Below are 24892 nucleotides of genomic sequence, written 5' to 3' on the forward strand. Positions count from 1 at the left end.
CTTAATATATTGTTGCGATTGCGTAAGTCCTATTTTTGTGAAACTTGTTATTTTACAATTTTGGTTGTTTGAGATAGCGCTGGTAATCGTTCAAATCTTCTACCACTTTGTTGGTAAGGAAATACATACCCAACAGATTAAAAAAAGCCATTGCAAAAAAGGTAGCGTCACCGAAATCAATTACCGATTGAGGCTTGGCGATCGCACCAATGAATGTGGCACCCACAAATAATATTCTGTATACAATCACACTACGCTCGCTGAAGAGATATTCCCAAGCCCGCTCGGCGTAATAACTCCAGGAAATCATCGTGGAGAAAGCGAATAAAAATACTGATATGGAAAGTAATATGGGGAACCATCCAATTACCGTACCGAATGCTTTAGAAGTTAAGGTTGCACCTTCACCAGCTTTTCTTATTGCTTCAAATTCGGGATTGTTGTAAACGCCGGTAATTACAATTACTAAAGCAGTCATATTACAAATCACTACTGTATCGATGAATGGTTCCAAAAGTGCCACTAAACCTTCTTTGATTGGTCGATCTGTTCTGGCTGCGGAGTGAGCGATCGCAGCCGAACCAACTCCGGCTTCGTTGGAAAAGGTGGAACGTCTAAAACCTTGAACGATGACACCAATAACTCCTCCTTCTACTGCTTCGGGGCTGAAGGCTTGACTGAAGATACTACCAATAGCAGCGGGAATTTGAGTAAAGTTAATTAAAAGAATCCATAATGCCGCAACTACATAAAGCACGCACATTACTGGCACTATAGTTCCTGCAACTTGTCCGATACGGTGGATACCGCCAATAATTACCAAACCCACCAAAATAGCCAGAATTAAACCGTAAACCCAAGGATATATGGGAAATATTTCTCTAACTGCACCATAGGATTGGCTGACTTGAATCATGTTTGCAGCACCGAAAGCAGCGAAGACGGTGCAAATAGAAAATAGAATTGATAAAACTTTACCAAATGGTGCTAAACCAATTTCTGCGAATCCTCTAGAAAGATAATACATCGGTCCCCCGGCAACCCTACCATCGGGTTTAATGATGCGATATTTTTGACCGAGAGTACATTCAACCATCTTACTCGACATACCCAGTAAACCACCGATAGTCATCCATAAAGTTGCACCGGGGCCACCTACGCTAATTGCGATCGCAACCCCAGCAATGTTACCAAGTCCGACGGTTGCCGACAAAGCAGTAGCTAAAGCCTGGAAATGAGAAACTTCCCCTGGTGCATTCGGATCGTCGTGTTTTCCGCGAACGATATCAATCGCGTGTCCGAACATTCGGAAATTAACAAACCCCATGCGAACAGTAAAGAAAACTGCCCCGAAAATTAACCATAAAACTATCAGGGGAAAACCACCGATGCTGAAAAACAGCACATCAAATATTGCCTTCACAAATCCAGCAAAAGCTGCGTCAAGGGATTTGATGAAAGGTTCCCCAGCAGCTTCATCCTGAGCTAAAGCCGCAGTCGGAATCAAACAGAATATTAAAGTTAATAACCATTGACGCTTTGATAATGACTTCCGCATTTAATCCCATTCTCCATTAATGATTTCTTTTGACTATACTTTGTTATTCAGGGATACTACCTTAAGGAATATGTTTTATACAAAATTTGAATTTACATAAGCGTCATTTAACAAGTCAGTATTTTTCTAGTTAAGATTTTTTTGACTCCGCCACGATATGCAATATTAAGGGCAATATAACGATTTTTAGTTTTGTAAAATATAATGCATCACCTCTCTCCTCCTTAAAGAAGGGCTGTATTTTTGCAAGTTTCATCGGAGCCGGTATTTGAACGATAAAATCATCAGCATATTAACCGTATTGATCGGCGGAGGACGGTATAATTGTTAACTCTTATCTGTTGAATGGGAAAACTTATAAAATCAAGAATGTTAATTATTAATTTTTGTTAATCCCTTATCTCAAGACAAGCATCATGGAACTGCGAGACAAAATTCATAGATTAATCGAGCAATTGAGTGAAAATGAGCTAAAAACGACTTGGGAGACAGTTTACAGTCTACATTGTGACTTTGAGATCAAAAAGGCAATACAGGAAATCTTGAATTCCCAGCAACCGTGGGATTTCTTAACTTACGATGAAGCGATGCGGTATTTGGAGGAATGAGGAGACAAGGGGATGGGGAGACAAGGGGATGGGGAATTTTAACCTTTAACCTTAATTCAGCCCACGCAGGTGGTGAACCCACCCCCGTGCGCGGGTTCCCCGCGTTGAGGGGAGTGGTGTTAGCGTAGCGTCTCCGGAGGAGATACCCGGAGGGGCGGAGGGGCTTCGTAACTGTAGCCCCAGCCTTCTAGGCTGCGGGTGAGAAGGGCGCAGCCTCATACAGAATTGGTATAACAACTAACAACAATAAGCGCGTGAAGTTAGAACTGAGATACGCACGGTCATTTTTAAAAGATGTAAAGGAATTAGATTTAGTAGCTAAAAAGCGGGTGTTGGATTTTGTGTTTGTGGAGTTTGCATTTTCTGAGAATTTGCACTCGCTGCCTCAATTGCGTCAAATTGATGAGTCGGGCATCTTTCACCGTTTTACCTTGGATAATTATTTGGTTGGAATTGAGATAAAAGGCGAAATTGTGAAATTTTTGCGAGTCATACCTATGCCAGATGTTTGAGGAGAGCAGTTGTGTAAACAGTTAAAACTGTATAAGTTGACAAGGTATTAATGGAACCTTAGCTTAAACTTGTTTGTGACAATAACGTGACTTGAGATTTCCCCTTATGGATGCTACGGCACTTTGGCAACGATACCAGAAATGGCTATATTTCCATGAAGGACTGGGTTTTTACCTAGACGTTAGCCGGATGGGCTTTGATGATGATTTTGTTGCGAAGCTGGAGCCTTCATTTGATAAGGCTTTCGCGGATATGGCAGAATTGGAAAAAGGTGCGATCGCAAATCCAGATGAACAGCGGATGGTTGGACATTATTGGCTGCGAAATCCCGATTTGGCTCCGACACCGGAGTTAACCCAAGAAATTGTCAACAATATTGAGAAAATCGAAGTCTTTGCGGAGAAAATCCACACGGGTGCGATTCATCCTCCCAAAGCTGCTCGCTTCACCGATATCATCTCGATTGGGATTGGTGGTTCAGCACTCGGACCTCAATTTGTGGCTCAAGCCTTGGCTACAGATTATCCACCTTTGGCAATTCACTTCATTGATAATTCCGATCCCGCAGGTATTGATCGCGTATTAACTACCGTGCGAAACCGTCTTTCTAGTACTTTGGTATTGGTGATTTCCAAATCTGGAGGAACACCCGAACCGCGTAACGGCATGATGGAAGTCAAGAAAGCTTATGCTGGGCAAAACTTGGACTTCGCACAATATGCGATCGCGATTACGATGCCTGGTAGTAAGCTAAGCAAGATTGGAGAATCGGAAGGCTGGCTGGCGCATTTTGCCATGTACGATTGGGTGGGTGGTCGTACTTCCGAAATGTCGGCTGTAGGGCTTGTACCGGCGGCACTGCAAGGCATTGACATTGGTCAAATGCTAAACGGTGCTAAAGAGATGGATGACGCAACTCGCGTTCCAGAACTCAGAAATAATCCGGCTGCACTCTTAGCTTTGTCTTGGTACCATGCCGGCAACGGAAAGGGTGAAAAGGACATGGTTGTTCTTCCTTATAAAGACAGCCTACTTTTATTCAGCCGCTATCTGCAACAGTTGGTAATGGAATCCTTGGGTAAGGAAAAGGATTTGGATGGTAATATTGTCCACCAAGGAATTGCAGTTTACGGTAACAAAGGCTCAACCGACCAACACGCATACGTTCAGCAGTTGCGCGATGGGGTAGCGAACTTCTTCCTAACCTTCATTGAAGTTTTAGAAGATAGAAAAGGTTCCTCTTTAGAAATTGAGCCGGGAACTACATCCGGCGATTATCTTTCCGGTTTTCTCCAAGGTACCAGAAAAGCTCTTTACGACAACCAACGCGATTCGATCACAGTAAGCATTCCCCAAGTTAACCCCCGAACCGTTGGTGCATTAATAGCTTTATACGAACGCGCTGTAGGTTTCTACGCCAGTTTGGTGAACGTTAACGCTTATCATCAACCGGGTGTAGAAGCAGGTAAAAAAGCGGCAGCAGCTATTTTGGAAGTGCAGCAAAAAGTAGTATCCGTTCTACAAGCAGAAGAAAATCCACTTTCTTTGGAAGAAATAGCCCAAAAAGCAGATGCAACCGAGCAAATAGAGTCAATTTACATCATATTGCGTCACCTTCATGCCAACGGACGCGGTGTAGTAATAGACGGTAATTTTGGACAACCCAGCAGTTTAAAATTCTCTATTGGCAAATAAATTGGCTAAAAAGCTATAGGTAAATACCATATTTTGGTAATTTTTGTTGCATCCGCAACATTTTTTTATTTAAGAGCATCTTAGATTGAACGTACTATTCAATTTTTAGGATGCTTTTTTAGCAACATTATTTATGAGTAATATTAGGGGAATCGAAATCCGTTATTTGGAATCTATCAAAGCAGGGACAACCCAATTTTTCACTCCTCAAGCCAGCGACGAAACCATGTTGGTAGAGATTCCAGCCAATACAGTAGAAGATTTATTCGTACATAAATCGCAAACCGATCAATTGCTAGTAGTTAAAGGTCGATTTGTACTAGTTACTTTAATTAATAAACAATATCAGTACATTCCATTAAGTGAAGAATACCCAGCAGTAGTAACAATTCCACCAGGAGTTCTGCACGGGGCAATTAATGTTAATTCAGAACCTTGCGTAGTAGTAAACGCCGTACTGCGTCATAGAGAAGCGCAAGAAATCGATTACGTTACCCGTAAAAAACCATTTCCTTATGACTTAGAAGCAGCACAAGCCGCTTGGAGTAATTTTGAAACAATGAAGAGATAGTTGGTAGTTGGTAATTGGTAATTTGTAGTTGGTAGTTGGTAGGTTGGGTTAGGCGCACGAAGAATAATGATTTTAACCAATAATTAATATTGCGCTGTAACCCAACATTTCATTATCGGAATTCACAGTATTTTTATTTATTCAGTTGGTAGGTTGGGTTAAGCGCACTAGAAACTGATGGTTTTAGCAAATAATTAATATTGCGCTGTAACCCAACATTTAATTATCGGAATTCACAGTATTTTTATTTATTCAGTTGGCAGATGTTGGGTTACGATTGTTACATAGATTATCGTGATGAATCACAAATTATTTTCCTGTCTAACCCAACCTACAAATTATTAACTAATCCGATAAATCGCGGAGAAAGTAGAATTTCTCGCCTTTCCAATCATCACCTTTGATTCTTCCCAAGTAACCCGTCGAAGATGAAGAAAGTTCGATTAAAATTTCGTGCATTTCCTTTATTTGTAAAGGCTGCGGTGGTTGAGAACCAAAATAAGCACCATGTAAAGCCTCTACACCAGTAGAATCCATATTGGAGTTTTGTAGATAATCTTTTACTAATTGAACCAGGTGCGATCGCAACTGTATATCTTGTTCTATTTTGCTGATATAGCTATTAACTTTATCTTCTGCTAAACCAAAGGGCTTCTGCTGCAAACATTCCTTTAATTCTAATAAATTGACGCAACCTTGATAATGCGATTGCAATTCAACAAGTTTCTCTAGAGTTTCTGGAGTAATTACGTTCATTTGATTATTTTGTGTAGTTAACAGAGCATATGCAAGTAAGCGAGCCACTGGCTAGAATTACTCTAACGCTCTCACATTCATCACTTCAGTAATTTGATTAATCCAAGCTAAGCCTGAATTAAAATAATTTACTGTGTTTATACTTAATAGTTACCTTTAACCAGCATCAGCACCAGTATAGTTTTGATGAAACTTATTTAGCTTTTGGAAAATTACTGAAATATTTCTATAGAAATTATTAATTTTTTTTGATTTTTAAGTATATTTAGCAGTTTATTCTTCACCTAAGTTGCTAAATCGCGCAAAAAGTAGAATTTATCGCTTTTCCAATCGGTACCTTTATTTCTTCCCAGATAACCCGTTAAAGGTGAAGAAAGCTCTATTAAAATTTCGTACATTTCTTCACGACTTAAGGATTTAGGTGGATTTGAATACCCATACGCTCCATAAAGAGTTGCAACTTCGATGTTTTTATCTCCGGTGTTTTCTTTATGCTTTTTCACTATTTGAATTAAGTGCGATCGCAATTTGATTTCTGTTTCAACAATTACTATATATTTTTCAACTTCCGCATCAGATTGACCAGCTTTTAAGAATTCTTGAAGTTTAAATAAATCTATTGAGTTAGGATATTTGCTTTGCAGCTTAACGAGTTTTTCTAGTGTTTCGGGATTAATCACAGCCATATCATGTACTTTTGCAGCGTCTTGAAGTTGTGTTGTCAGTTTACCGGGACCAATAATTAATTTAGTTGCTTGCTTTAATAATTCTGGACTTTTTAAACGCAGTGTTCCTAAGTTTAAAAGCTGTACTGCTGTATCGTTAGGAATTTTTTTACCTGATTTACATTCTCCAACTAATGGGTAAGGATGAGAACAAAAAACATCTACACCACCAGCACCACCTTTATGAAAATAATCAACAGTAAATCCTAAAAATTCCAAACTTTGGCGAACTATATTTTCAAAATCTGTTCCAGCGTGGTAATTAGTTTTGTCTTTATCTTCTTCCTTAGTGCGGTTTCCTAATGCTGCAATTTCGTTAGTCCAATCTAAATTTGGGTTTTCTAGCTGCTTATTTTTTTGAGTATTCCAACCTAAGAGAGTGTGAATGTTTTCTTCTAATTCCTTTGCAGCAACGTTGTTTAAGCTTAAAGGTGATAAAACGTTTAATAATTCTTCTAATTCTGGATGCGCTGGTGGTTCGAGTTTTTCTAACTGACGCTTGCGAGTAGCGAAGATGTTATCAGGTAATACTGGGTTTGTATCGGAAACTGTCAAAGAATTAGGTAAGCCGATGAATTTTCCTAACTTCTTTGATTCTACTTTCAGCGATACTTCATAAGGCTGAGATAATTTATAGACACGTAAATAACTTAAAAAAATATGCTGTTGTTGATGCAGTATTTTATCTAATGCTTCTTGCGTCCATATTGTCAATTGGGATAATTTTTCTACATATTGGCTTTCATCAAAAATTTGGCTTAATTCACATTGAGCATAAGCTTGAATTAAAACTTTTTCTTCTGTAGATAAAGGAAGTTGTAATTGTTCGTCTTCAGGGATTAAGCTTAATTGCTTTGATTGAATGAAAACCGGTTGAAAATTAGATTGTTTACTGATGTTTTGAGCAACAGGTAAAAAAATTGAACAATAATATTTATCTATCGGAATTGGAACAGATAATAAATTGCTTGGATAAAGCGCAAATTTCTGTCCGGGACGAATAAACATCTTAGGAATAGCAACAATAATTCGTCCTTTAATTAAAGCTGCAATATCGGCAGCAGGTAGACACAATGCTGTTGAAATCGGAAGCAGCGAAGTCATATTTAGTTAGCTAGAGATAAGTTTAAGTCAATATCATCAGCATTGCTATCAACACTTTGAGGAATACTAATTGGTAAATCATCATCAGTTAAATCCTCTGGTTGTTCTCCTGATGGTTCGCTGAGTATTTCTCTAACTAAAGCATTATTAATTGCTATTTGCTCTTGCTTGATAAAGTCAAAAATTTGCTCCTCAGTCAATTCATAACTTTCGCAGCTACGCATTACAAACCAAATAGCCAAAAGAGGTTTAATATCTTGGCTTTGCAGCATTACCCATTCTCCACCTTGCTCGTGCAAAAGTTTTTTCAAGCATTCATTGGGTACTGATGCCTTGGGATTAATCTTTTTAGAGCGAACTAAACAACCACGAGTAATATCAAATTCTTCATATTTAATTAGTCTTCTTAAAGCTGCTCCTATATAGGCTCCACTGGATTGCTGAATGACATCAACACCAATTTTTACTTTGTTGTCATTGCCAATAATTTTGAAATCAAGATATCCTCTATCTGCTGCATTAGCTTGAATATCTTGGACAGCTTCAACCTTTATTCCTTCTAATTTTTCACCCACTAAACTTGAGAATGCGAATCTGAGTGAATTAGAAATTGCATTATTATCTTCCATTAATTCATCAATAGAAGCTTCAAGATTTCCTAACTCGTTTTGATAATATTCTTTTACTGGATTCGATTTACTTGGTAAATTATCAAAGTTTTCTGCACACCATTTCAAAATTGACCTTACAGTCGGTTTGCTCTTACCAAATTCTCTCAGTTTTGTTTCATTAAATGGATAAACCGGATGTGGTGGAGTAACTTGATTTTCTTGATAAAATACTTTCAACCATTGACTTACAATCGCTACAACATCATCAGAATTAAGATTATTTAATTTCAACGGTTGTTTATCTAACTGCTCGCTGAGTAATCTATCCATGACAGCTTCAGCATCTGGTAAAGCCCTAATTTGATGTATCCAGGTTGGAGGATACATTGCTAAGAGGAAAACACCGCGTTTCAAGCTGTTGTATAAATCTTTGACTAAATTTGCAACTATTTGCGCTAAGACAAAGCCATATTCATTAACTTCTACATTATCTAATTCATCAAAGCAAATTACTGGGACTTTATAATCGCTGACAATATCTAAAATCTGGCGAACAGTCTTTAATCCTTCTGCTTCCTTATCTTTTTTTTCAGAATTAGGTAATCCCATTACTTCTGCTTGTTGCTGAGTTAGTTCTAATCCAGATAGCCAATAATTTGCATAGTTATTGTGGACAGAAGATAGCGTCCATAAAATAGCTTTCACTAAATAAGGATTAGTAATTTCAGGCTTCTTTTGCAAGACAATTTCAGTTAATTTATCAATAAAATTAGTTGAGTATTTTTGCAACCATTTTGGATAAATGCCGTTAATGTACTGTTGCGGTGTATAGTTCCATTCTCGAACTTCATTAATTAAAGCCGCTGCAATTTCTTGCCACTGCATAACGTTTTTACTACCGTGCGCTCTCAAGCTAGAAGCGACAGTTTGCAGAAATTCGTATTTAATCTGGTTTAGATTATCATACTTACCCATATAGATAAAAAAGGCATTATCTTCTGTCTGCAAACGATGTCGAATTCTACTAATAATATGGGTTTTACCAACTCCTTTTTCAGCAGTAATCGTAATACCTACAGTTTCGCGCTCTCCTTTACTAACTTTTTCTACTGCATCAAAAACAGCATTGGAAGCATGGGCGTTAATGGTAGGTACATCGGGAAAACTTTTTCCCCATACTTGTGATGAGCGGACAACAATATGTCCTGCAAAGGGGTTTTTATTTTGAATGAGTTCGTCAATCGGAGATGTGTTAGCAATCATCTTTTTAAAATGTAATAAGTGAAGTTAGGAGTGAAGAGAATAATTTTGAACTTGATTAACTTGATTTAATTTTGTAATTTGGAAGCATAGCAACGCAATCCATCTAATTCCGTAGTGATGGAATCTTCGATTTTGTCGGGAGCGCTGTCTTCTACACTGCCACCTTCAAGTTGAAAAATATCCTCAGCTTGCATCTCTAAAAGCCACTCACTAAACTGCTTGCGAGAAAGGCGATCGCCAATTTTTCTCCTAATTCTATAAATTGGTACTAAGTTATCTAAGTTGTAGTCGCTGTTAAGTTGTTCGTAAACTTGCAAAGCTAGTTGTTTAAATTCGTCGTAAGATGCAATATTGCTTTTTGAATCGGTTTTGCTAACGATATTTTCTGAAGCTGTAGCGCAATCCTTATTTACTGTATTGATTCCACAATTCATTTCGTGAATCCACTTGAGCAAAGCATTCGCAGCCCAAGTTCCCACAATTGTCCCTTCAAATGTAAAATCGGTACTTTTCAAATTTTCATCTAATACCTCTAAACCTTTAGGCAATTCCAGAGAATAGCCTTTTTTAGATTTTGAAATAGCTTGCTCGTTTTCTAATTCTTCAAAAACGCCTTGATAATCCGCAATTTTCTTGCCTTTGGATACAATCCTTTTCGTCAGATCGCCTTTTTTAACTTCCTGATTAACTCCTCCCAAATCCCACAAAGCCAGAAGCAAACGAGTTCTAGCCTGTGTTTCCAAGCTCTTTAAAGCAGTATTTTGTGGTGCCATATCAATATTTATACTTACCGTTCCCCAGTATAGTTTTGATGAAACCGATTTAGCTTTTGGAAAATTACTGAAATATTTCTGTAGAATTTATTAAATTTTGTTGATGTTTAAGTATATTTAGCAGTTTGCTTTTAATTCACATCTTGCGCCAATTTCAGAAACCCGGTTTCTTGCTCGTCTCATAACGAATTAATAATCTTTATTATTTTGAACGAAGCTTGGTAGATAATAATCAAATCACTCTGGTGGAGGTTTATATACACTAAATACCAATGAGATAAACCACTAATTCTGTTCCAATCAATAGCCAAAAAAACTTTGCCGAGTCGTTGTGTTTGTGAGAGGAAAACTGCGATATTTCTCTAATTCTAGTTATTTTAACAGCCTGCTTTGTAATTACATTATCATTACCTATATTGTCGCCTAAATTAGCAACGTACAGCACTCGCTTCCAACTCTTAAATTAGCGATTTGTGCCACAGTTGAGACGTAACACCCTGACGACATTACCACCATTCAAATATTAAGATGCGATTTCGGATTGCTCTGTTTCTGATGTGGAAGAAATTGTTGCTCCATCCATTTCTCGTATCCATTTGAGCAACCCACCAACGAATTTACTTGCAACTATACTTCCAACCTGCTTTCCATAAAATTTGAAATCAAGAGTTATTAGCCCTGCTGAGAGCATCTGCAAACCTGTATCGGTGAGCTTTATACTTTCAACTTTACTTTTGCGAGTGCTGACGATCGCACCAGCTTTTTCTAACTTTGTGAGAATAGAAGTATAATCTCCTGCTTTTTCGTTTTTGCGCTGTACGCTGCCAGTCACTTCAGTTGTTTTAACTAATTTATTAGTTCCTCCCAAATCCCACAGAGCTAGAAGCAAGCGAGTTTCATCTTGGGTTTTCTTGATAGCAGCTTTGGTTTTGCCAGTAACTTTCTTGGTGTTGGTTTTAGTTGTGCTAGTAGCTTTCTTCACGGTGGATTTAGCTTTCGTTTTGCTAGCTGCTTTCTTCTGGCTGGTTTCAGATTTATCAACCGTGGTAGATGTGGTGCTAGCAGGTAATCGTTTACTAGCAATTTTCTTTGTGGAAGACTTTACCTTTTCTACCTTGGCAGTCTCAGCAGGTTTTTCTGCTTTATTGCTAGAATTCACCTCTTCTACCTTGGTAGTAACAGCTAATCGTCTACTAGATACTTTCTTTCTTGTAGCCTTAACTCTTCCTAGAGTGGTGCTAGCAGATTTTGTTGTGCTGGATGCTTTTTTAGTTGTATTTTTCACTTCAGTTTCTGGAGTATTAGTTGAAACTTTGGTTTCTACAGATAAAGCTTCAGGCTTCGCTATTTTTGTGCTTTTTTTAACTTTTGCTTTTGTAGCAGTACTCTGAGCATTCGCCTTAGCAGTGGAACTTTTAGACTGAGTTTTCTTACTTTCCAAACGACTTTTTCTAAGTGCCATTGAAGGTTAATAATGTTAGTTCACTTCCTAGAGTAATCTAGTACTAAGTGGTTTCAGGGTATGATAAAAAACATCAGGGTATTTTCTCAGAAATTTTCGATGATTTTTTTTTTAAATAGTATTTTTGTCTACAAAAAAAGACGAAACTTCATAATTAAGTTTCGCCCTTTTTTAGTTTATTGAAATCCTCTGAGGATATACTCACGGGCTTCTGTAGCCAGCAAAATATAGCATTTCTATATAATTTTTCAGAATTGTAGGATGTAGAGAAACCCGATTTTTTTTAACCCGATTTTTTAATTCTTGAAAAAGCCCTATGCTACATTTCCCCTCAGAGGGCTGAAAGTTATTGAAACTCTTCAAGCTGATCCATACGCAACCAAATATTCGGTGTAGGCACCTTTCCAAACTTCACCAAAGCATAATCACCTTTAGTATCTAGAATTTCCCCTTCAGTTTCAAATAAATAGGAAGGAAGGCGAGAATCACTAGCTTTAGCCTCCAAGCTATTTTCTAGCTTTTCCCGAATAGCACGAACCATCGATCCTTTTTTGACAGCCATAATTTTTCCTCTCTAATAAATACGATTATTTTTACTCAGAATTGTAGCTTGAATGCTGAATTGAGAATTGGGCATTGGGCATTGGGCATAAGGCATTGTCCCCTAGTCCCCTTGTCTCCCCCTCTCCCCATCTCCCCATCCCCCCATCACTGCTGACACTGCGGACAAAAATGACTGGATCTTCCAGCTAATTTAATTCGCTCAATGGGATGACTGCAATTTCGACAAGGTTCTCCGGTGCGGTTATAAACCCACGCTACATGGGCGTAGTTACCATTCACGCCTTTGACATTGAGGAAATTACTGAAAGTAGTGCCTCCAGCTTCAATGCTAGTTTTTAAAACTTTAATAATGCTAGAGTGCAGACTCTCTATTTGTTCTATTCGCAAATTCAAACATAAATTTTGCGGCTGTATCCCACTGAGAAACAATGCTTCATCAGCATAAATATTACCTAATCCCGCCACTACAGATTGATCCAGTAGCGCAGTCTTGATAGCGCGGCGGCGATTTTTGAGTTTATCGGCAAGATACTCTACAGTAAATTCTGCTGAAAAAGGATCTGCTGCAAGTTTTGCTAAACCAGTAATAATACTTTGTGTTTCAACCTGGGGAGGAACCCACCACATCTGACCAAAAGTACGCTGATCCACGAAGCGCAATTCCCATTCCTCACCAAAGAACAATCTTACTCTCGTGTGCTTGTGTAAAGGTTCATCTTGAGCCAACCATAATAGTTGGCCAGTCATTCGCAGATGAACCCCCAAAGAGGAGGGGCAGAGGGGGGGATGGTAAGCCACTCTCGTGCGGAGGTCCCCTCCGTTGAGAGAAGTGGCGCAACCCGAAGGGGGAGAGGGGGGGATGGTAAGCCACTCTCGTGCGGAGGTCCCCTCCGTTGAGAGAAGTGGCGCAACCCGAAGGGGGAGAGAGGGGGTAGAGGGGAAAGAATTATTTTCTACTTCATCTCCTTGTCCCCTTATCTCCTTGTCTCCTAACACCGAACTCAGTTCGGCAATCAAATACTTACCGCGACGATGCCAAGATATTATTTCTCTTTGTTTAAGACCATTCAAAAAGTCTTCAGCAGAAAACGGGTAGGCGATAGTGCGATGAAGCAACACATCACCTCCCGTAATTTTCCGCTTGAGGGTTAATTGATTTAAACCCCGACGGACTGTTTCAACTTCTGGTAATTCTGGCACAATTTAACGCGCGTCGGTTCCTTGATTTGGAGTACCTTCTTTCTGAACGTTGGCTTCAGCAGACTCGGGTTGAGCGCCTGTTTTACCACTAGGTTTGGTACCTTGTCCGGTTGCACGTTGTGTTGGATCTACGGGTGTTTGTTTGCCACCGGAAGCTGTAGGCGTAGATTTTTTACCCTTAGCTTTAGGTGCTTCAATCTCAATTACTTCATCTTCTGCAAAGTTATTGGTGTTGATACCAGCGTAGTTAACTTTATCAAAGCGGACAATTACCGGATATATAATGCCGCTTTTATCAACTGTAGCCACGGTTCCTACATCCTGATACCAATAAGATTCGGGGCGCAGAACGCGCACTTTAGAACCACGTTGAACCATAATCGAATATCCCTCTTTAATTATTAATTGCCTTTTATGCAGGGCTGATTGATTTCACTTTACAACTTGAAGGACTACCATATAGGGTTTGTTAAGTTATTTGTCTGAATTGCTAATTGGGGATGGGGTGATGGAGTGATGGGGGACAAGGGGACAAGGGGAAGATAATTATTAATTCCTAACTCCTAACTCCTAACTCCTAACTATTTCAATCCAAAATCCAAAATCCTATCCCCCATGCCCCATACCCTATTCCCAATCCCCAAATACGGTGTCTCACCCCCTTGACAATGTACCCTTTATGAAGTAACTTTTTGTTCGCAAACAGTTATTAAGTATTAAGGAATATTTCATGATTTAGTTAATACAAAGACACTTCCTTGGTTTCCTCTGCCAATGCGTAAGTCGTTATCTAAATAAGTAGTTTCTAACCATCCCTGTTGTTCGCTGCTTGTAATCGGAAAATCAATTGCCAGAAATTTCTTACCGGATTCAATTTTTTCAATAAAGCTTCCTGGGTATTTGTAATCGATTAAACGCTGCAAGCCGATGATTGAACGTTCAAATTTAACTTGAACTCGCTTTGAGGAAACTGGTTCAAATTTTGCTGCGACACTAACTAAACCTTCGAGAAATGGTAAGCCACTTATTTCGGCGATGTTATAAACGCTCTTGCTTTGTACGCGAATACACTGATAAATTTTGCTCAGATTTGTTAGCGGTATGCGGTTAAGATTTAATAGTTCGGAACTGGTTGTATATAACAGTCGCCAGTTGCCATCTAACAAATCGGTGGCTTCTAACGGACGCGGTGTTGGGTTGAAGTCTTCTAAATTGGCGATCGCCGATAAGATATTTTGTTTATCAACGTCGGTGGCGTTACTACCTAGATTTTTCCCCGCGATTACTTCTAATAAAGTAGTTTTTCTCATCCGTGCTTTGACCTCAATTCGGATTGATAATTAAAACGAAATATTAGAGTGAATGTGTATAGCACCCCACAAATTCCGGCGAAATATGTAGTTATTACTATGCAGCAATATAAAAGGGATCTGTTTTTTGTCGGATTTATAAGTAAAAGAGTTGAATCAATAACTAAAATATTCTGTATCAAGTGATAGACTCTTAATGTCAAGTCAGTTCCTTACTCTTCGCATCCGAAGTCTTTATGTTAAATTCTCCTTTATATGAAGTTCCCCGTAGCCGGAGAGCCTCTGTAATCCCATTAAAACAAGAATCTTCCTTGTTAGACTGGTTGAAAGAAAATGGTCGTTTAATATCTCGCGATCCAGTGGAACCGCAACCGGAAGAAAAACGACCAGACATATCCTTGATGGGTATTGAAGAAAACATCGGGGATTATGAATTTGATGATGATGATGACGATGATGATGATGATGACGATGCAAGTCCTAGTGTAGACTAGCTCGTTAAGAACCGAAAGACTGCACGTGAAGTGCGATTACCTTCGGCTTTGGCTTCGCTTAACGTGCAAAGTGTGATTTTTTAATAGTGTGGAGTGAAGGGAAATTTCCGTGGACGCTAAATTATCTCCAAACCAAGGTTTAAACCTTGATGGTATCCGATTGGTTTCTGTGTTAGGCATAGGACTTGGTGCAACGGCACTAGTTTTAGATGGAGCAGCTTCTCGCTCTCCCTGGCAAGGAACTTCTTTAACCCTACCATTTTTACTATCGGCTTTGATTGCTGCCGGATTAGGCTTTTGGGCTGTTCCTTGGCTCTCTGCGCTTAAGGCTGGGCAAGTTATCCGCGAGGATGGCCCCCAAGCGCATTTAAAGAAAGCCGGTACTCCGACGATGGGAGGCATATTCTTTGTTCCCGTAGCAATTTTAGTCGCTTGTGTTTTATCTCATTTGGCTACTGAAACTATAGCTGTATCTGCTTTGACATTGAGCTACGGTTTTGTTGGCTGGATTGACGATTGGCAGATTCTTCGCCGCAAGTCGAATAAAGGTATTTCACCTAAAATGAAACTGGCTTTACAAGTTGGTTTCGCGATTGCTTTTTGCGGATGGTTATTTGTTAGTCAGCCTTCTACTATTACGAGTATTTCTTTTCCCTTGGGCTTTTCTTTGCCTTTAGGGTGGTTGCTATTTTTACCTTTATCTTGTTTCGTAATGGTGGCAGAAAGTAACGCCACAAACTTGACTGACGGTGTTGATGGATTAGCTGCTGGTACTGCGGCGATCGCACTGTTAGCGTTAGCTACAATTGTTGCCCCAACTTCACCTGGATTGATGATTTTCTGTGCATCGTTTAGCGGTGCTTGTCTAGGATTTCTAGCCCACAACCGCAACCCTGCTCGCGTTTTTATGGGAGATACAGGTTCCCTAGCGTTGGGAGGAGGTTTAGCGGCGGTTGGACTTTTGTCTAATACTTTAGTTGCGCTGTTTCTTATTAGCGGAATCTTCTTTGTAGAAACGCTTTCAGTAATGGCACAGGTAAGTTTCTATAAAGCTACAAAAGGACCTGATGGAAAAGGTAAGCGCTTGTTCAAAATGGCACCTTTACACCACCATTTAGAACTTACTGGCTGGTCAGAATTACTGGTAGTTGGTGTATTTTACATTATCGCTGCAATACTAGCTTCCCTTGCTTTCGCAATTACTCAGATGTAGATTTCTTTGAAATAATCGAATAAATAATATCAAAACAATCCTTGCGACACGTGAGGATTGTTTTTCAATTTATATAATTTTGGGCATGGGAGAGGGGGAGATGGGGAGACAAGGAGACAAGGGGACAAGGAGACAAGGGGACAAGGAGAATTTTAACCTTTGGCCTTATTAACTCTTAACTCATAACTCCTAACCCCTAACTCCTAACTCCTAACTTTTATCAAGTCCTAATTCGTTCTCTTCGGCATAGCGATCCATAAAGCGCATAAAACGCTCCCATTCCTCGGCAGATTTCATCAAATAAATTGCTTCTAAAGCTTCTGCTTTACCGTTGATAAATTTACCTTTAACTTCACGGGTGACAATTTCCCCTTCTTCATCAACCATGTACATTCCAGTAATTTCATCCGTGCTTCCTTCGTCTAAAGCTTTCGGATTGTTAAAAATAAACGTTGCAGTACCGCTATCTCCACTACGCGAACGTGTTAAGCGTACTTCTGGAATCACTTCTTCGTTGACACCTCTTGAAAACTGTATTTTTGCCATGATGCTTGTAATTTAAAATCTTCAGATGATTAAACCATCATTGTCTCATCATTTAGAACCAAGACGTAATATTAACTAAAAAAAAGCTTGAAATTCTACGTAAGGCAAAGATGCAGGAAGTTTTAAGTACCGCAACAGCTTACCAACAATTTCTTTTTTGATGATTATATTTACGTATAAATTCTTAGTCTGCTTCTCGTTCGAGTATTAAAGTTACGGGACCATCGTTTTCAATTGAAACTTGCATCATTGCGCCAAATTTACCCGTCTCTACCCGCAAACCGCTAGTACGCAACTTTTCTACGAAGCAATTGTATAGATTTTCGGCGATTTCTGGAGATGCAGAACGACTCATGGAAGGACGACGACCTTTGCGACAGTCGCCATAAAGGGTAAACTGGCTAACAACTAATAATTCGCCACCGATTTCTAATATCGATTTTTGCCAGGGTTTATCTTCACCTAATTCTGGAAACAACCGTAAATCCAAACATTTACGCGCCATCCAATCTAATTCTGCTTCGGTATCGGTATTGGCGATCGCCACGAGTAAATTTAATCCCGTTCCTATTTTGCCGATAATTTCACCATCAACAGCAACTTGAGATGATATAACTCGCTGGATAATTACGCGCATTAATTCAGTTATCAATTTTCATGAGCAATAAAAGTTCGTAGTAAGAGGCTTTAGCCCTTTTTAAAGGACTAAAGTCCTTACTACAAACCTTTATTTATCCTTGATTATTTCCCGAAACCTTTACCTTTGTTTGCAGAAGGCATACACACGCAGTTTTGTATCTGCTTTAATAAACCTTCTTCGTCCAAATTTTGACCAATTAATACTAATTGATTTTTCTTTTCACCTTTCCACTCGTCGTCATCAAGGGTAAAGCGTTTGCCGCAAAGGTGGAAAATATGTCTTTTGGGACTTTCGTCAAACCACATTATTCCCTTGCCACGGAAAATGTTGTCGGGAAGTTGGTTGTCTAGAAAATACTGGAATTTACGGATAGATAGCGGTTTATCAGTTTGGAATGACACCGATGTGAAACCATCATTTTCTAAGTGGTGTGAATGATGGTCGTGGTCGTGGTCGTGGTCGTGACCGCATTCTGAATGGTCGTGATGGTCGTGTTCGTGATGTTCGTGATGGTCGTGATTATGGTCGTGGTGGTCGCGATCGTGTTCTTCGGCAGCGTCAAAATACTTATCTGTCTCGAACAAACCGACGCTGAGAATTAAAGGTAAAGGTACTTGGGATTTTGTGGTGCGGAGAATTCTTGCTCCTTCTTTAATATCTTTAACTTTTAGTTCTAAAGCATCTAAATCGGCTTCATCAACTAAATCGGCTTTATTAAGAACAATTACATCACCGTAAGCGATTTGACTAAAAGCAGCTTCGGAGTTGAATAAATCCATGCTGTAATTAGCTGCGTCTACCATCGTAACGATGGAATCCAAACGAGTTAAATCTCGTAATTCGGTTCCTAAAAAGGTTAATGCGACGGGTAACGGATCTGCCAAACCAGTTGTTTCCACAACCAGATAATCAATATTTTCTTGGCGTTCCATCACCTTGTAAACTGCATCTACCAAATCGCTATTTATGGTGCAGCAGATACAGCCGTTATTTAGCTCTACCATATTCTCGTCGGTGGAGACTACTAACTCGTTATCGATGCCAATTTCGCCAAATTCATTTACCAAAACAGCAGTTTTCAAACCCTGCTGATTGGTCAAGATATGATTGAGTAGAGTCGTCTTACCGCTACCGAGGAATCCAGTAATAATTGTGACTGGTAATCCTTTTTTCGTTTCTTCCATTGCTTGAGATTCTGTTGCTGTTGATTGCATGGCGAGAAGAGTAAATTAATTGGAAAAGAATTAAAAATAATAATGTAGCGTAGGTGATAACGCAAAACTGCTTTATCTTAATTATTGCGTATCTTATATTTAAAAATTAATTGGTCATGACCCTAATAGTTTACAACAGTCTCACCCGTCGCCAAGAACCCTTCAAAACAGTAGAACCGCAGAAAGTTAAGATGTATTACTGCGGGGTGACGGTTTATGATTACTGCCATTTGGGTCATGCTAGAGCTTGCATTGTTTGGGATGTAGTAAGGCGCTATTTACAATTTAGCGGTTATCAAGTGCGTTACGTGCAGAATTTTACCGATGTTGACGATAAAATTTTAAAGCGATCGCGACAAGAAAACTCATCGATGGAAGCTGTAGCCGAAAAGTATATCAAAGCGTATTTTGACGATATGGCGCGTTTGAACGTCAAAGAAGCCGACGAATATCCTCGCGCTACGCAAACGATGGATGGCATTAAGCGGTTAATTCACGAGTTGGAACACAAAGATTATGCTTATCCGTCGCAAGGAGATGTTTATTATGCGGTACAAAAATTTGATGAATACGGCAAGCTTTCCGGACGTAAATTAGAGGATATGCAGGCTGGAGCCAGCGAAAGGGTAAATGTAGAAGATGCGGAATATCAAAAGAAAAGATATCAGTTTGATTTCGCTTTGTGGAAAGCAGCAAAGCCCGAAGAACCAGCTTGGGATTCACCTTGGGGAAAAGGTCGTCCGGGATGGCATATTGAATGCTCTGCAATGGTTAGAGAGCGTTTGGGAGAAACCATTGATATTCATGCAGGTGGTGCCGATTTAATTTTCCCCCATCACGAAAACGAAATTGCTCAATCCGAAGCCGTCACGGGTAAACCTTTAGCTAATTTTTGGCTGCACAACGGCATGGTGAAAGTTGAAGGTGAAAAAATGTCTAAATCATTGGGCAACTTCATCACCATTCGCCAACTACTCGATCGAGGTGTTGAACCGATGGCGGTACGGTTATTTGTACTTACAGCGCAATACCGCAAGCCCATTGACTTTACCGAGCAAGCCATAGAAGCAGCTACAAATGGTTGGAATACTCTTAAAGAAGGATTGGTTTTTGGCGATCGCTATGGCGAAAAATTAAATTGGCACATTGATAAAAACCTAATCCAAAATCCAAAAGAAACGCATCCGTTGTTAAAATCTAAAATCCAAAATTCTTACGTTGAGCGTTTTAAAGAAGCTGTAAATAATGACTTTAATTTTTCTAGCGGGTTGAGTGTTTTATTTGAGTTAGCCAAAGAGCTTGCTAAAGAAGGAAATATCTTGGTACATCAAGGTAAAACAGAAACTCCATCCGAAGAATTACAAAAAATGTGGCAAACATTAGTTACATTAGCTGATGTACTTGGATTGGAAGCTCAACTAGAATCGCAAGAGACAACAGCAACGGATGATGGTTTAAGCAACGAACAAATTGAAGCACTGATTGAACAAAGAAAAGAAGCCAGAAAATCAAAGAACTTCGCCGAATCCGACCGCATCCGCGACGAATTACAAGCCCAAGGTATTGCCTTAATTGATAGTCCCCAAGGCACAAAATGGCATCGGAATTAAAGGTCAAAGGTTAAAGGTCAAAGGTTAGGAGTTAAGAATTAGGAAGGTCAAAGGTTAAAGTTTAAAATTCTCCTTGTCCCCTTGTCTCCTTGTCCCCATCTCTCCCCCATCTCCCCATCTCCCCATCTCCCCATCCCTATGTCAGAAAAACGTAAATCCTTCACTTTGTACGATGTTCTACTAATTGTTGCTGGATTTTTTCTAGTAATTTTATTGTGGCAATTACGAAGTTTGTTGTTAACTTTGATGATTTCTGTAGTGTTGGCGGCAACTATTACACCTTTTGTTGATGCGCTGGAAAAATTGCGTTTCCCCCGATGGTTGGGGGTTATTTTGTTTTATCTGGGTTTTATTGGGGTACTTATTATAATCGGTTTGCTAATTGGCCCTTCTGTTTCCGAACAAATTCAGCGATTAGCCCGTAGATTTCCGATTTATTTAGAAAATTTGGGTATTGCTGCTGAAAATTTAGCTGCGCGAGTGGGAATCACTCAGTTGGAAACTATAGAACAATTCTTCGATCTTCAAGCGCTAACTAATGGGTTATTTCGTTCTAGTCAAAAGTTAGTTTTACGTTCTTTCGGGGTGACTTTTGGTATTCTTGGTGCTGCTATCAATTTAATTTTGGCTGTGGTAATTTCTGGCTATATGGCTGCTGGAAGCAAAAGTTTAATTAGAGGTTTGGTAAGCGTGTTTCCACAACCGTGGGATGAACGTTTTGAAGCACAAGTTATACCAATTTCTCGCCGCATGGGGGGATACGTTCAAGGAAGGGTTTTAGTTTCTTTGATTTTAGGTATTGTTATTACCCTTGCTTTACGAGTTTTAGGGCTTTCGGAGTTTGCTTTGGCATTAGGTACGATCGCAGCGTTTACCAACGTAATACCGTTTGTTGGCCCAGTCTTGGGAGCGGTTCCGGCTTTGATTGTTGCCATCCCTCAAGGAGGATTAACTGTTGTATGGGTATTATTGTTATTCGTAATTATTCAAAATCTTGAAAGTTATGTGTTAGATCCTTTATTAGTCGGTAACACCGTTAAAGTTCACCCGTTTTATCAACTTTTAGCTGTATTGGGGGGAACCCAAGTATTAGGAATTATCGGGGCTGTGATTGTCCCTCCTTGGGTAGCAGGTATTACTGTAGTTTTGGAAAATCTGTATCTTCGTCCAAAATTATTAAAGGAACAGGGAATGGGCAACAGGGAACAGGCAATAGTTAGGAGTTCTTAAGGTTAAAGGTCAAAGGTCAAAGGTCAAAGGTTAAGAGTTATAAGTTATTTTCACTCCTATTACCCAATGCCCAATGCCCAATTAGCAATTAGCAATTTTTTTTAAATAAAGAAAAAGTTAACAAATCATAGGTGCAAAAATTGACGTTTTGTAGTAAATAATATAGTCTCCCCCTCTTGCTTACACCTAAATGAGTGCTGTATGTGGTCTGAATTAAAAAAAGCAATCAATAATATAAATGTTTCTGCTGACTGGATTGGTATTAGGGCGGTTAAAGAAACTTCGTCAAATCGTTTTTTCCGGGATGGTTTACCACAAAGTAATGGTAAGTCTTCTACTGTAGGAGCAATGGTAGAGGTTCTGGTTAATGGCTGTCTGGGCTATGGAGCTACTAATTCTCTAGAATTGGATTCTCTACAGGCTGCTGCGGAAGTTGCGTATAAACAGGCGCTTGCTGCTAGCGAATGGTGGATACATCCATTTGAGATTCGCAGCGAACGTCCTTATGTTGTGGGTGAATTTATTTCGCCATCGGTAAAAAATGTTGATGGTTTGAATTCGCGAGAAATTAACGATTTGCTTGTGCGTGTCTGTAAAACGTTAAGAGTTGATGACAAAATTGTTCAGACTACAGCTAGCGCTACGACTACTGACAAGAATACTTGGTTTATTAGCAGTAACGGTTCGGAAATTTATCAAAAATTATTATTATTTAGCACTCATTTCGGAGCTACAGCGCAAGATGGTTTAATTGTTCAGCAGCGGACTAATAATGGTTGGTCGGCACATTGCTATCAAGGGGTTTTGGACTTTCAGGAAGAGGGTTTATGGCATCGCGTGCGACAAATTGGCGAGCAAGCTGTAGAACTTTTGACGGCTGAAGAATGCCCAAATACTCGCACTAATTTGGTTTTAGCACCAGACCAAATGATGCTACAAATTCATGAAAGTGTCGGACATCCTTTGGAAATTGACCGAATTTTGGGCGATGAACGAAACTATGCTGGTGGTAGTTTTGTCAAGACGGATGATTTTGGCAGTTTGGGATATGGTTCTCAGAAAATGAATATTACTTTCGATCCCACTGTCAAGGGTGAATTTGCTAGCTATGGCTTTGATGATACTGGTGCTGTAGCAACGCGAGAATATGTAATTAAAGAAGGTGTATTACAGCGAGGTTTGGGAAGTCTGGAAAGTCAAGCTAGAAGCGGTATTGACGGAGTAGCTTGCGCTCGTGCTTGTTCTTGGAATAGACCACCAATTGACCGTATGGCAAACTTGAATTTGGAACCTGGTGAAGCCAGCTTTGAAGAAATCATCGCCGGTATACAGCACGGCGTTTACATGGAATCCAACCGTTCTTGGTCAATAGATGACCGTCGATATAAATTTCAATTTGGTTGCGAGTACGCAAAATTGATTGAAGACGGTAAGCTCACAAAAACTCTCCGTAACCCGAATTATCGAGCTACTACCCCAGAATTTTGGCAAAGTTTAATTAAAGTAGGCAATAAATCGACTTGGCAAATGTACGGTACTGCTTACTGCGGTAAAGGAGAACCCAACCAAGCAATTTCTGTAGGGCACGCTTCCCCCGTTTGTTTATTTACAAATGTTGAAGTTTTCGGAGGAGGGTGAGGGGATGGGGAGATGGGGAGATTGGGGGATGGGGAGACAAGGGGACAAGGGGACAAGGGGATAGATAATTATTAACTCCTCATTCCTAACTCCTGATTCCTATGCCCAATGCCCAATGCCCAATGCCCAATGCCCAATTCAAAATCTAAAATCTAAAATCTAATTTACTGTAAACGTTTATGAAAAACGAAGATATATCTGCTTTTGAAGTCAGCTTTAATCGACTGTTTGAATATCTTTTAGATGAGAAGAAACCGGGAGAAGAATTTAGTTTTAAACTTAATCGAGAACGCAGTCAGTTTACTAGGTTTAATCGCGCTAAGGTACGACAAACTGGTGTTGTGGCAGATGGCTGGCTTGAATTGACTTTAATGGAAAATCAACGTAATAGTTTTCGCGTTTTTCCTATTAGCGGTAATTGGGAAGTTGATTGCCAGCAAGCCTATGATTCTTTGCAGGAATTACGAGCAGAATTACCATCATTACCTGTAGATACATATTTGGTTTTACCATCAGGAGATGAAGTTACTTGCGAAGTCCATTCGGGTAAGTTGTTGGCTAATGAAGATGTTGCTAAAACTATTTTAGAAGCTGTTAGTGAATTGGATTTTACTGGCTTTTATGCTGGCGGTAATATAAGTCAAGGTTATGCTGATTCGGGTGGTAATAAACATTGGTTTAGTACCGATACTTTTACCTTGGACTATTCAATTTTTACCGATTCGGGACAAGCTGTCAAAGGCTTTTTTGCTGGAAATGATTGGAATAATCAAACTTATATAGATAAAATTACGAGCGCAAAACAGCAATTAGAATTACTTTCTCGTCCTTCTAAAAAAATACCGCGAGGACATTACAAAACTTATTTTGCTCCTGCTGCGGTTGCAGAATTATTAACAATGCTTTCTTGGGGGGGTTTAAGCGAAGCTGATATTCAACAGGGGAACAGTGCTTTAGTAATGTTAGCAAATAAAGAAAAGCAACTTTCTCCTAAGTTTAGCTTGCAAGAAAATTTTTATGCTGGCTCGGTACCGCGTTTTAATGATTGGGGAGAAATTGCACCTTTGCAGTTAAAAGTAATCGAAAAAGGTGTTTTATTAAATACTTTAATTAATTCCCGTAGCGCTAAAGAATACGACAAATTTGCCAATGGTGCTGGTAGTAACGAGTCTTTACGTTCCCCAGAAATTAGTCGAGGAAACTTGGCATCTGATTCAATTTTATCAAGTTTAGGTACGGGGCTATATGTATCGAATTTGCATTATCTAAATTGGAGCGATCGCCCTTCTGGGAGAATCACAGGAATGACTCGTTACGCTTGCTTTTGGGTTGCTAACGGTGAAATTGTCGCACCGATCGAAGATTTGCGCTTTGATGATAGTTTATACAGTTTTTGGGGTGATAATTTAATTGATTTCACTGATGAACACGAATTTCTTCCCGAAGTTGGAACTTATGAAAATCGTCAGCTTGGCGGTAGTAAGGTTCCTGGTATGTTGGTAGAAGATTTTACCTATACGCTTTAGCAAAATTTCGTCAATTAATAGCAATACCCTCGAAGGGTATCGCTACATTTACGAAGCCTACCCGCGTA

Annotated in this window: 22 protein-coding genes and 1 pseudogene; 10 read left to right on the forward strand and 13 right to left on the reverse strand. The window is 39.4% G+C overall.

Annotated features, from left to right (window positions below):
• Window positions 1-52 precede the first annotated feature (52 nt).
• Entirely contained in the window at window positions 53-1558 is a 1506-nt protein-coding gene (locus ACM03V_RS01580) for an alanine/glycine:cation symporter family protein (protein ID WP_414618997.1), read from the reverse strand.
• Window positions 1559-1974: 416 nt separating this feature from the next.
• Here ACM03V_RS01580 and ACM03V_RS01585 point away from each other — a divergent pair, with 416 nt between their 5' ends.
• From ACM03V_RS01585 to ACM03V_RS01600, 4 genes are all read left to right on the forward strand, one after another.
• A complete protein-coding gene (locus ACM03V_RS01585; protein WP_414618998.1) occupies window positions 1975-2166 on the forward strand; it encodes a hypothetical protein in 192 nt (63 codons plus the stop codon).
• A gap of 254 nt (window positions 2167-2420) precedes the next feature.
• Entirely contained in the window at window positions 2421-2678 is a 258-nt protein-coding gene (locus tag ACM03V_RS01590) for a cytotoxic translational repressor of toxin-antitoxin stability system (RefSeq protein WP_414618999.1), read from the forward strand.
• Window positions 2679-2784: 106 nt separating this feature from the next.
• Window positions 2785-4374: a glucose-6-phosphate isomerase gene (locus ACM03V_RS01595; RefSeq protein ID WP_414619000.1), complete on the forward strand. Its 1590-nt coding sequence runs from the start codon at window positions 2785-2787 to the stop codon at window positions 4372-4374.
• Between the two features lie 133 nt (window positions 4375-4507).
• Window positions 4508-4945, forward strand: coding sequence for a dTDP-4-dehydrorhamnose 3,5-epimerase (locus ACM03V_RS01600; RefSeq protein ID WP_414619001.1), 438 nt, complete (start codon window positions 4508-4510; stop codon window positions 4943-4945).
• A 345-nt stretch (window positions 4946-5290) separates the two neighbouring features.
• Here ACM03V_RS01600 and ACM03V_RS01605 read toward each other — a convergent pair whose 3' ends face one another.
• The 9 genes and pseudogenes from ACM03V_RS01605 to ACM03V_RS01645 all read right to left on the reverse strand — a co-directional run bounded on the left by ACM03V_RS01605 (window position 5291) and on the right by ACM03V_RS01645 (window position 14713).
• Complete coding sequence (locus ACM03V_RS01605; protein ID WP_414619002.1) at window positions 5291-5749, reverse strand: hypothetical protein; 459 nt, start codon at window positions 5747-5749, stop codon at window positions 5291-5293.
• A 236-nt stretch (window positions 5750-5985) separates the two neighbouring features.
• Window positions 5986-7530, reverse strand: coding sequence for a DUF1802 family protein (locus tag ACM03V_RS01610; protein WP_414619003.1), 1545 nt, complete (start codon window positions 7528-7530; stop codon window positions 5986-5988).
• 2 nt (window positions 7531-7532) lie between these two features.
• Complete coding sequence (locus ACM03V_RS01615) at window positions 7533-9404, reverse strand: hypothetical protein (protein ID WP_414619004.1); 1872 nt, start codon at window positions 9402-9404, stop codon at window positions 7533-7535.
• A 65-nt stretch (window positions 9405-9469) separates the two neighbouring features.
• Window positions 9470-10177 carry a hypothetical protein gene (locus tag ACM03V_RS01620; RefSeq protein ID WP_414619005.1) on the reverse strand — a complete coding sequence of 236 codons (708 nt, stop codon included), beginning with the start codon at window positions 10175-10177 and terminating at the stop codon, window positions 9470-9472.
• 523 nt (window positions 10178-10700) lie between these two features.
• Entirely contained in the window at window positions 10701-11639 is a 939-nt protein-coding gene (locus ACM03V_RS01625) for a hypothetical protein (protein ID WP_414619006.1), read from the reverse strand.
• Between the two features lie 346 nt (window positions 11640-11985).
• Window positions 11986-12201, reverse strand: a complete 216-nt coding sequence (locus tag ACM03V_RS01630; RefSeq protein WP_414619007.1) for an NAD(P)H-quinone oxidoreductase subunit O — start codon at window positions 12199-12201, stop codon at window positions 11986-11988.
• A gap of 146 nt (window positions 12202-12347) precedes the next feature.
• Complete coding sequence (locus ACM03V_RS01635) at window positions 12348-13403, reverse strand: DNA-formamidopyrimidine glycosylase (RefSeq protein WP_414619008.1); 1056 nt, start codon at window positions 13401-13403, stop codon at window positions 12348-12350.
• 168 nt (window positions 13404-13571) lie between these two features.
• A pseudogene (locus ACM03V_RS01640) lies at window positions 13572-13781 on the reverse strand (photosystem I reaction center subunit IV); the annotation flags it as partial.
• A gap of 350 nt (window positions 13782-14131) precedes the next feature.
• A complete protein-coding gene (locus ACM03V_RS01645) occupies window positions 14132-14713 on the reverse strand; it encodes a PAP/fibrillin family protein (RefSeq protein WP_414619009.1) in 582 nt (193 codons plus the stop codon).
• 236 nt (window positions 14714-14949) lie between these two features.
• On the opposite strand from ACM03V_RS01645, the gene ACM03V_RS01650 reads away from it, so the two are divergent.
• The gene (locus ACM03V_RS01650) at window positions 14950-15207 is read left to right on the forward strand and encodes a DUF3134 domain-containing protein (RefSeq protein ID WP_414619010.1); all 258 of its coding nucleotides are present in this window, start codon (window positions 14950-14952) and stop codon (window positions 15205-15207) included.
• A 109-nt stretch (window positions 15208-15316) separates the two neighbouring features.
• Window positions 15317-16420: a phospho-N-acetylmuramoyl-pentapeptide-transferase gene (gene mraY / locus ACM03V_RS01655; RefSeq protein ID WP_414619011.1), complete on the forward strand. Its 1104-nt coding sequence runs from the start codon at window positions 15317-15319 to the stop codon at window positions 16418-16420.
• Window positions 16421-16630: 210 nt separating this feature from the next.
• Here mraY and psb28 read toward each other — a convergent pair whose 3' ends face one another.
• The 3 genes from psb28 to ACM03V_RS01670 all read right to left on the reverse strand — a co-directional run bounded on the left by psb28 (window position 16631) and on the right by ACM03V_RS01670 (window position 18820).
• On the reverse strand, window positions 16631-16966 hold the full coding sequence (gene psb28 / locus ACM03V_RS01660; protein ID WP_414619012.1) for a photosystem II reaction center protein Psb28: 336 nt from the start codon (window positions 16964-16966) through the stop codon (window positions 16631-16633).
• 184 nt (window positions 16967-17150) lie between these two features.
• On the reverse strand, window positions 17151-17603 hold the full coding sequence (gene dtd, locus ACM03V_RS01665) for a D-aminoacyl-tRNA deacylase (RefSeq protein ID WP_414619013.1): 453 nt from the start codon (window positions 17601-17603) through the stop codon (window positions 17151-17153).
• A gap of 104 nt (window positions 17604-17707) precedes the next feature.
• Window positions 17708-18820 (reverse strand): CobW family GTP-binding protein, encoded by a 1113-nt coding sequence (locus ACM03V_RS01670; protein ID WP_414619014.1) that lies wholly within the window; start codon window positions 18818-18820, stop codon window positions 17708-17710.
• A gap of 116 nt (window positions 18821-18936) precedes the next feature.
• Between ACM03V_RS01670 and cysS the strand changes: the two genes are divergently transcribed.
• The 4 genes from cysS to ACM03V_RS01690 all read left to right on the forward strand — a co-directional run bounded on the left by cysS (window position 18937) and on the right by ACM03V_RS01690 (window position 24824).
• Window positions 18937-20430 carry a cysteine--tRNA ligase gene (gene cysS / locus ACM03V_RS01675; RefSeq protein WP_414619015.1) on the forward strand — a complete coding sequence of 498 codons (1494 nt, stop codon included), beginning with the start codon at window positions 18937-18939 and terminating at the stop codon, window positions 20428-20430.
• A 138-nt stretch (window positions 20431-20568) separates the two neighbouring features.
• The gene (locus ACM03V_RS01680) at window positions 20569-21660 is read left to right on the forward strand and encodes an AI-2E family transporter (RefSeq protein ID WP_414619016.1); all 1092 of its coding nucleotides are present in this window, start codon (window positions 20569-20571) and stop codon (window positions 21658-21660) included.
• A 201-nt stretch (window positions 21661-21861) separates the two neighbouring features.
• On the forward strand, window positions 21862-23298 hold the full coding sequence (locus ACM03V_RS01685; RefSeq protein WP_414619017.1) for a TldD/PmbA family protein: 1437 nt from the start codon (window positions 21862-21864) through the stop codon (window positions 23296-23298).
• Between the two features lie 179 nt (window positions 23299-23477).
• Window positions 23478-24824: a TldD/PmbA family protein gene (locus tag ACM03V_RS01690; protein ID WP_414619018.1), complete on the forward strand. Its 1347-nt coding sequence runs from the start codon at window positions 23478-23480 to the stop codon at window positions 24822-24824.
• Window positions 24825-24892: the final 68 nt, after the last annotated feature.

This window comes from Calothrix sp. CCY 0018 (assembly GCF_963920925.1).
In the GTDB taxonomy this organism is placed as follows: domain Bacteria; phylum Cyanobacteriota; class Cyanobacteriia; order Cyanobacteriales; family Nostocaceae; genus Rivularia.

Bases quoted from the DNA above. Each gene is read 5' to 3' on its own strand.
- ACM03V_RS01580 (WP_414618997.1), bottom strand. From the start codon at position 1,558: ATGCGGAAGTCATTATCAAAGCGTCAATGGTTATTAACTTTAATATTC.
- ACM03V_RS01585 (WP_414618998.1), top strand. From the start codon at position 1,975: ATGGAACTGCGAGACAAAATTCATAGATTAATCGAGCAATTGAGTGAA.
- ACM03V_RS01595 (WP_414619000.1), top strand. From the start codon at position 2,785: ATGGATGCTACGGCACTTTGGCAACGATACCAGAAATGGCTATATTTC.
- ACM03V_RS01600 (WP_414619001.1), top strand. From the start codon at position 4,508: ATGAGTAATATTAGGGGAATCGAAATCCGTTATTTGGAATCTATCAAA.
- ACM03V_RS01610 (WP_414619003.1), bottom strand. From the start codon at position 7,530: ATGACTTCGCTGCTTCCGATTTCAACAGCATTGTGTCTACCTGCTGCC.
- ACM03V_RS01615 (WP_414619004.1), bottom strand. From the start codon at position 9,404: ATGATTGCTAACACATCTCCGATTGACGAACTCATTCAAAATAAAAAC.
- ACM03V_RS01620 (WP_414619005.1), bottom strand. From the start codon at position 10,177: ATGGCACCACAAAATACTGCTTTAAAGAGCTTGGAAACACAGGCTAGA.
- ACM03V_RS01625 (WP_414619006.1), bottom strand. From the start codon at position 11,639: ATGGCACTTAGAAAAAGTCGTTTGGAAAGTAAGAAAACTCAGTCTAAA.
- ACM03V_RS01630 (WP_414619007.1), bottom strand. From the start codon at position 12,201: ATGGCTGTCAAAAAAGGATCGATGGTTCGTGCTATTCGGGAAAAGCTA.
- ACM03V_RS01645 (WP_414619009.1), bottom strand. From the start codon at position 14,713: ATGAGAAAAACTACTTTATTAGAAGTAATCGCGGGGAAAAATCTAGGT.
- ACM03V_RS01650 (WP_414619010.1), top strand. From the start codon at position 14,950: ATGTTAAATTCTCCTTTATATGAAGTTCCCCGTAGCCGGAGAGCCTCT.
- psb28 (WP_414619012.1), bottom strand. From the start codon at position 16,966: ATGGCAAAAATACAGTTTTCAAGAGGTGTCAACGAAGAAGTGATTCCA.
- dtd (WP_414619013.1), bottom strand. From the start codon at position 17,603: ATGCGCGTAATTATCCAGCGAGTTATATCATCTCAAGTTGCTGTTGAT.
- ACM03V_RS01670 (WP_414619014.1), bottom strand. From the start codon at position 18,820: ATGCAATCAACAGCAACAGAATCTCAAGCAATGGAAGAAACGAAAAAA.
- cysS (WP_414619015.1), top strand. From the start codon at position 18,937: ATGACCCTAATAGTTTACAACAGTCTCACCCGTCGCCAAGAACCCTTC.
- ACM03V_RS01680 (WP_414619016.1), top strand. From the start codon at position 20,569: ATGTCAGAAAAACGTAAATCCTTCACTTTGTACGATGTTCTACTAATT.
- ACM03V_RS01685 (WP_414619017.1), top strand. From the start codon at position 21,862: ATGTGGTCTGAATTAAAAAAAGCAATCAATAATATAAATGTTTCTGCT.
- ACM03V_RS01690 (WP_414619018.1), top strand. From the start codon at position 23,478: ATGAAAAACGAAGATATATCTGCTTTTGAAGTCAGCTTTAATCGACTG.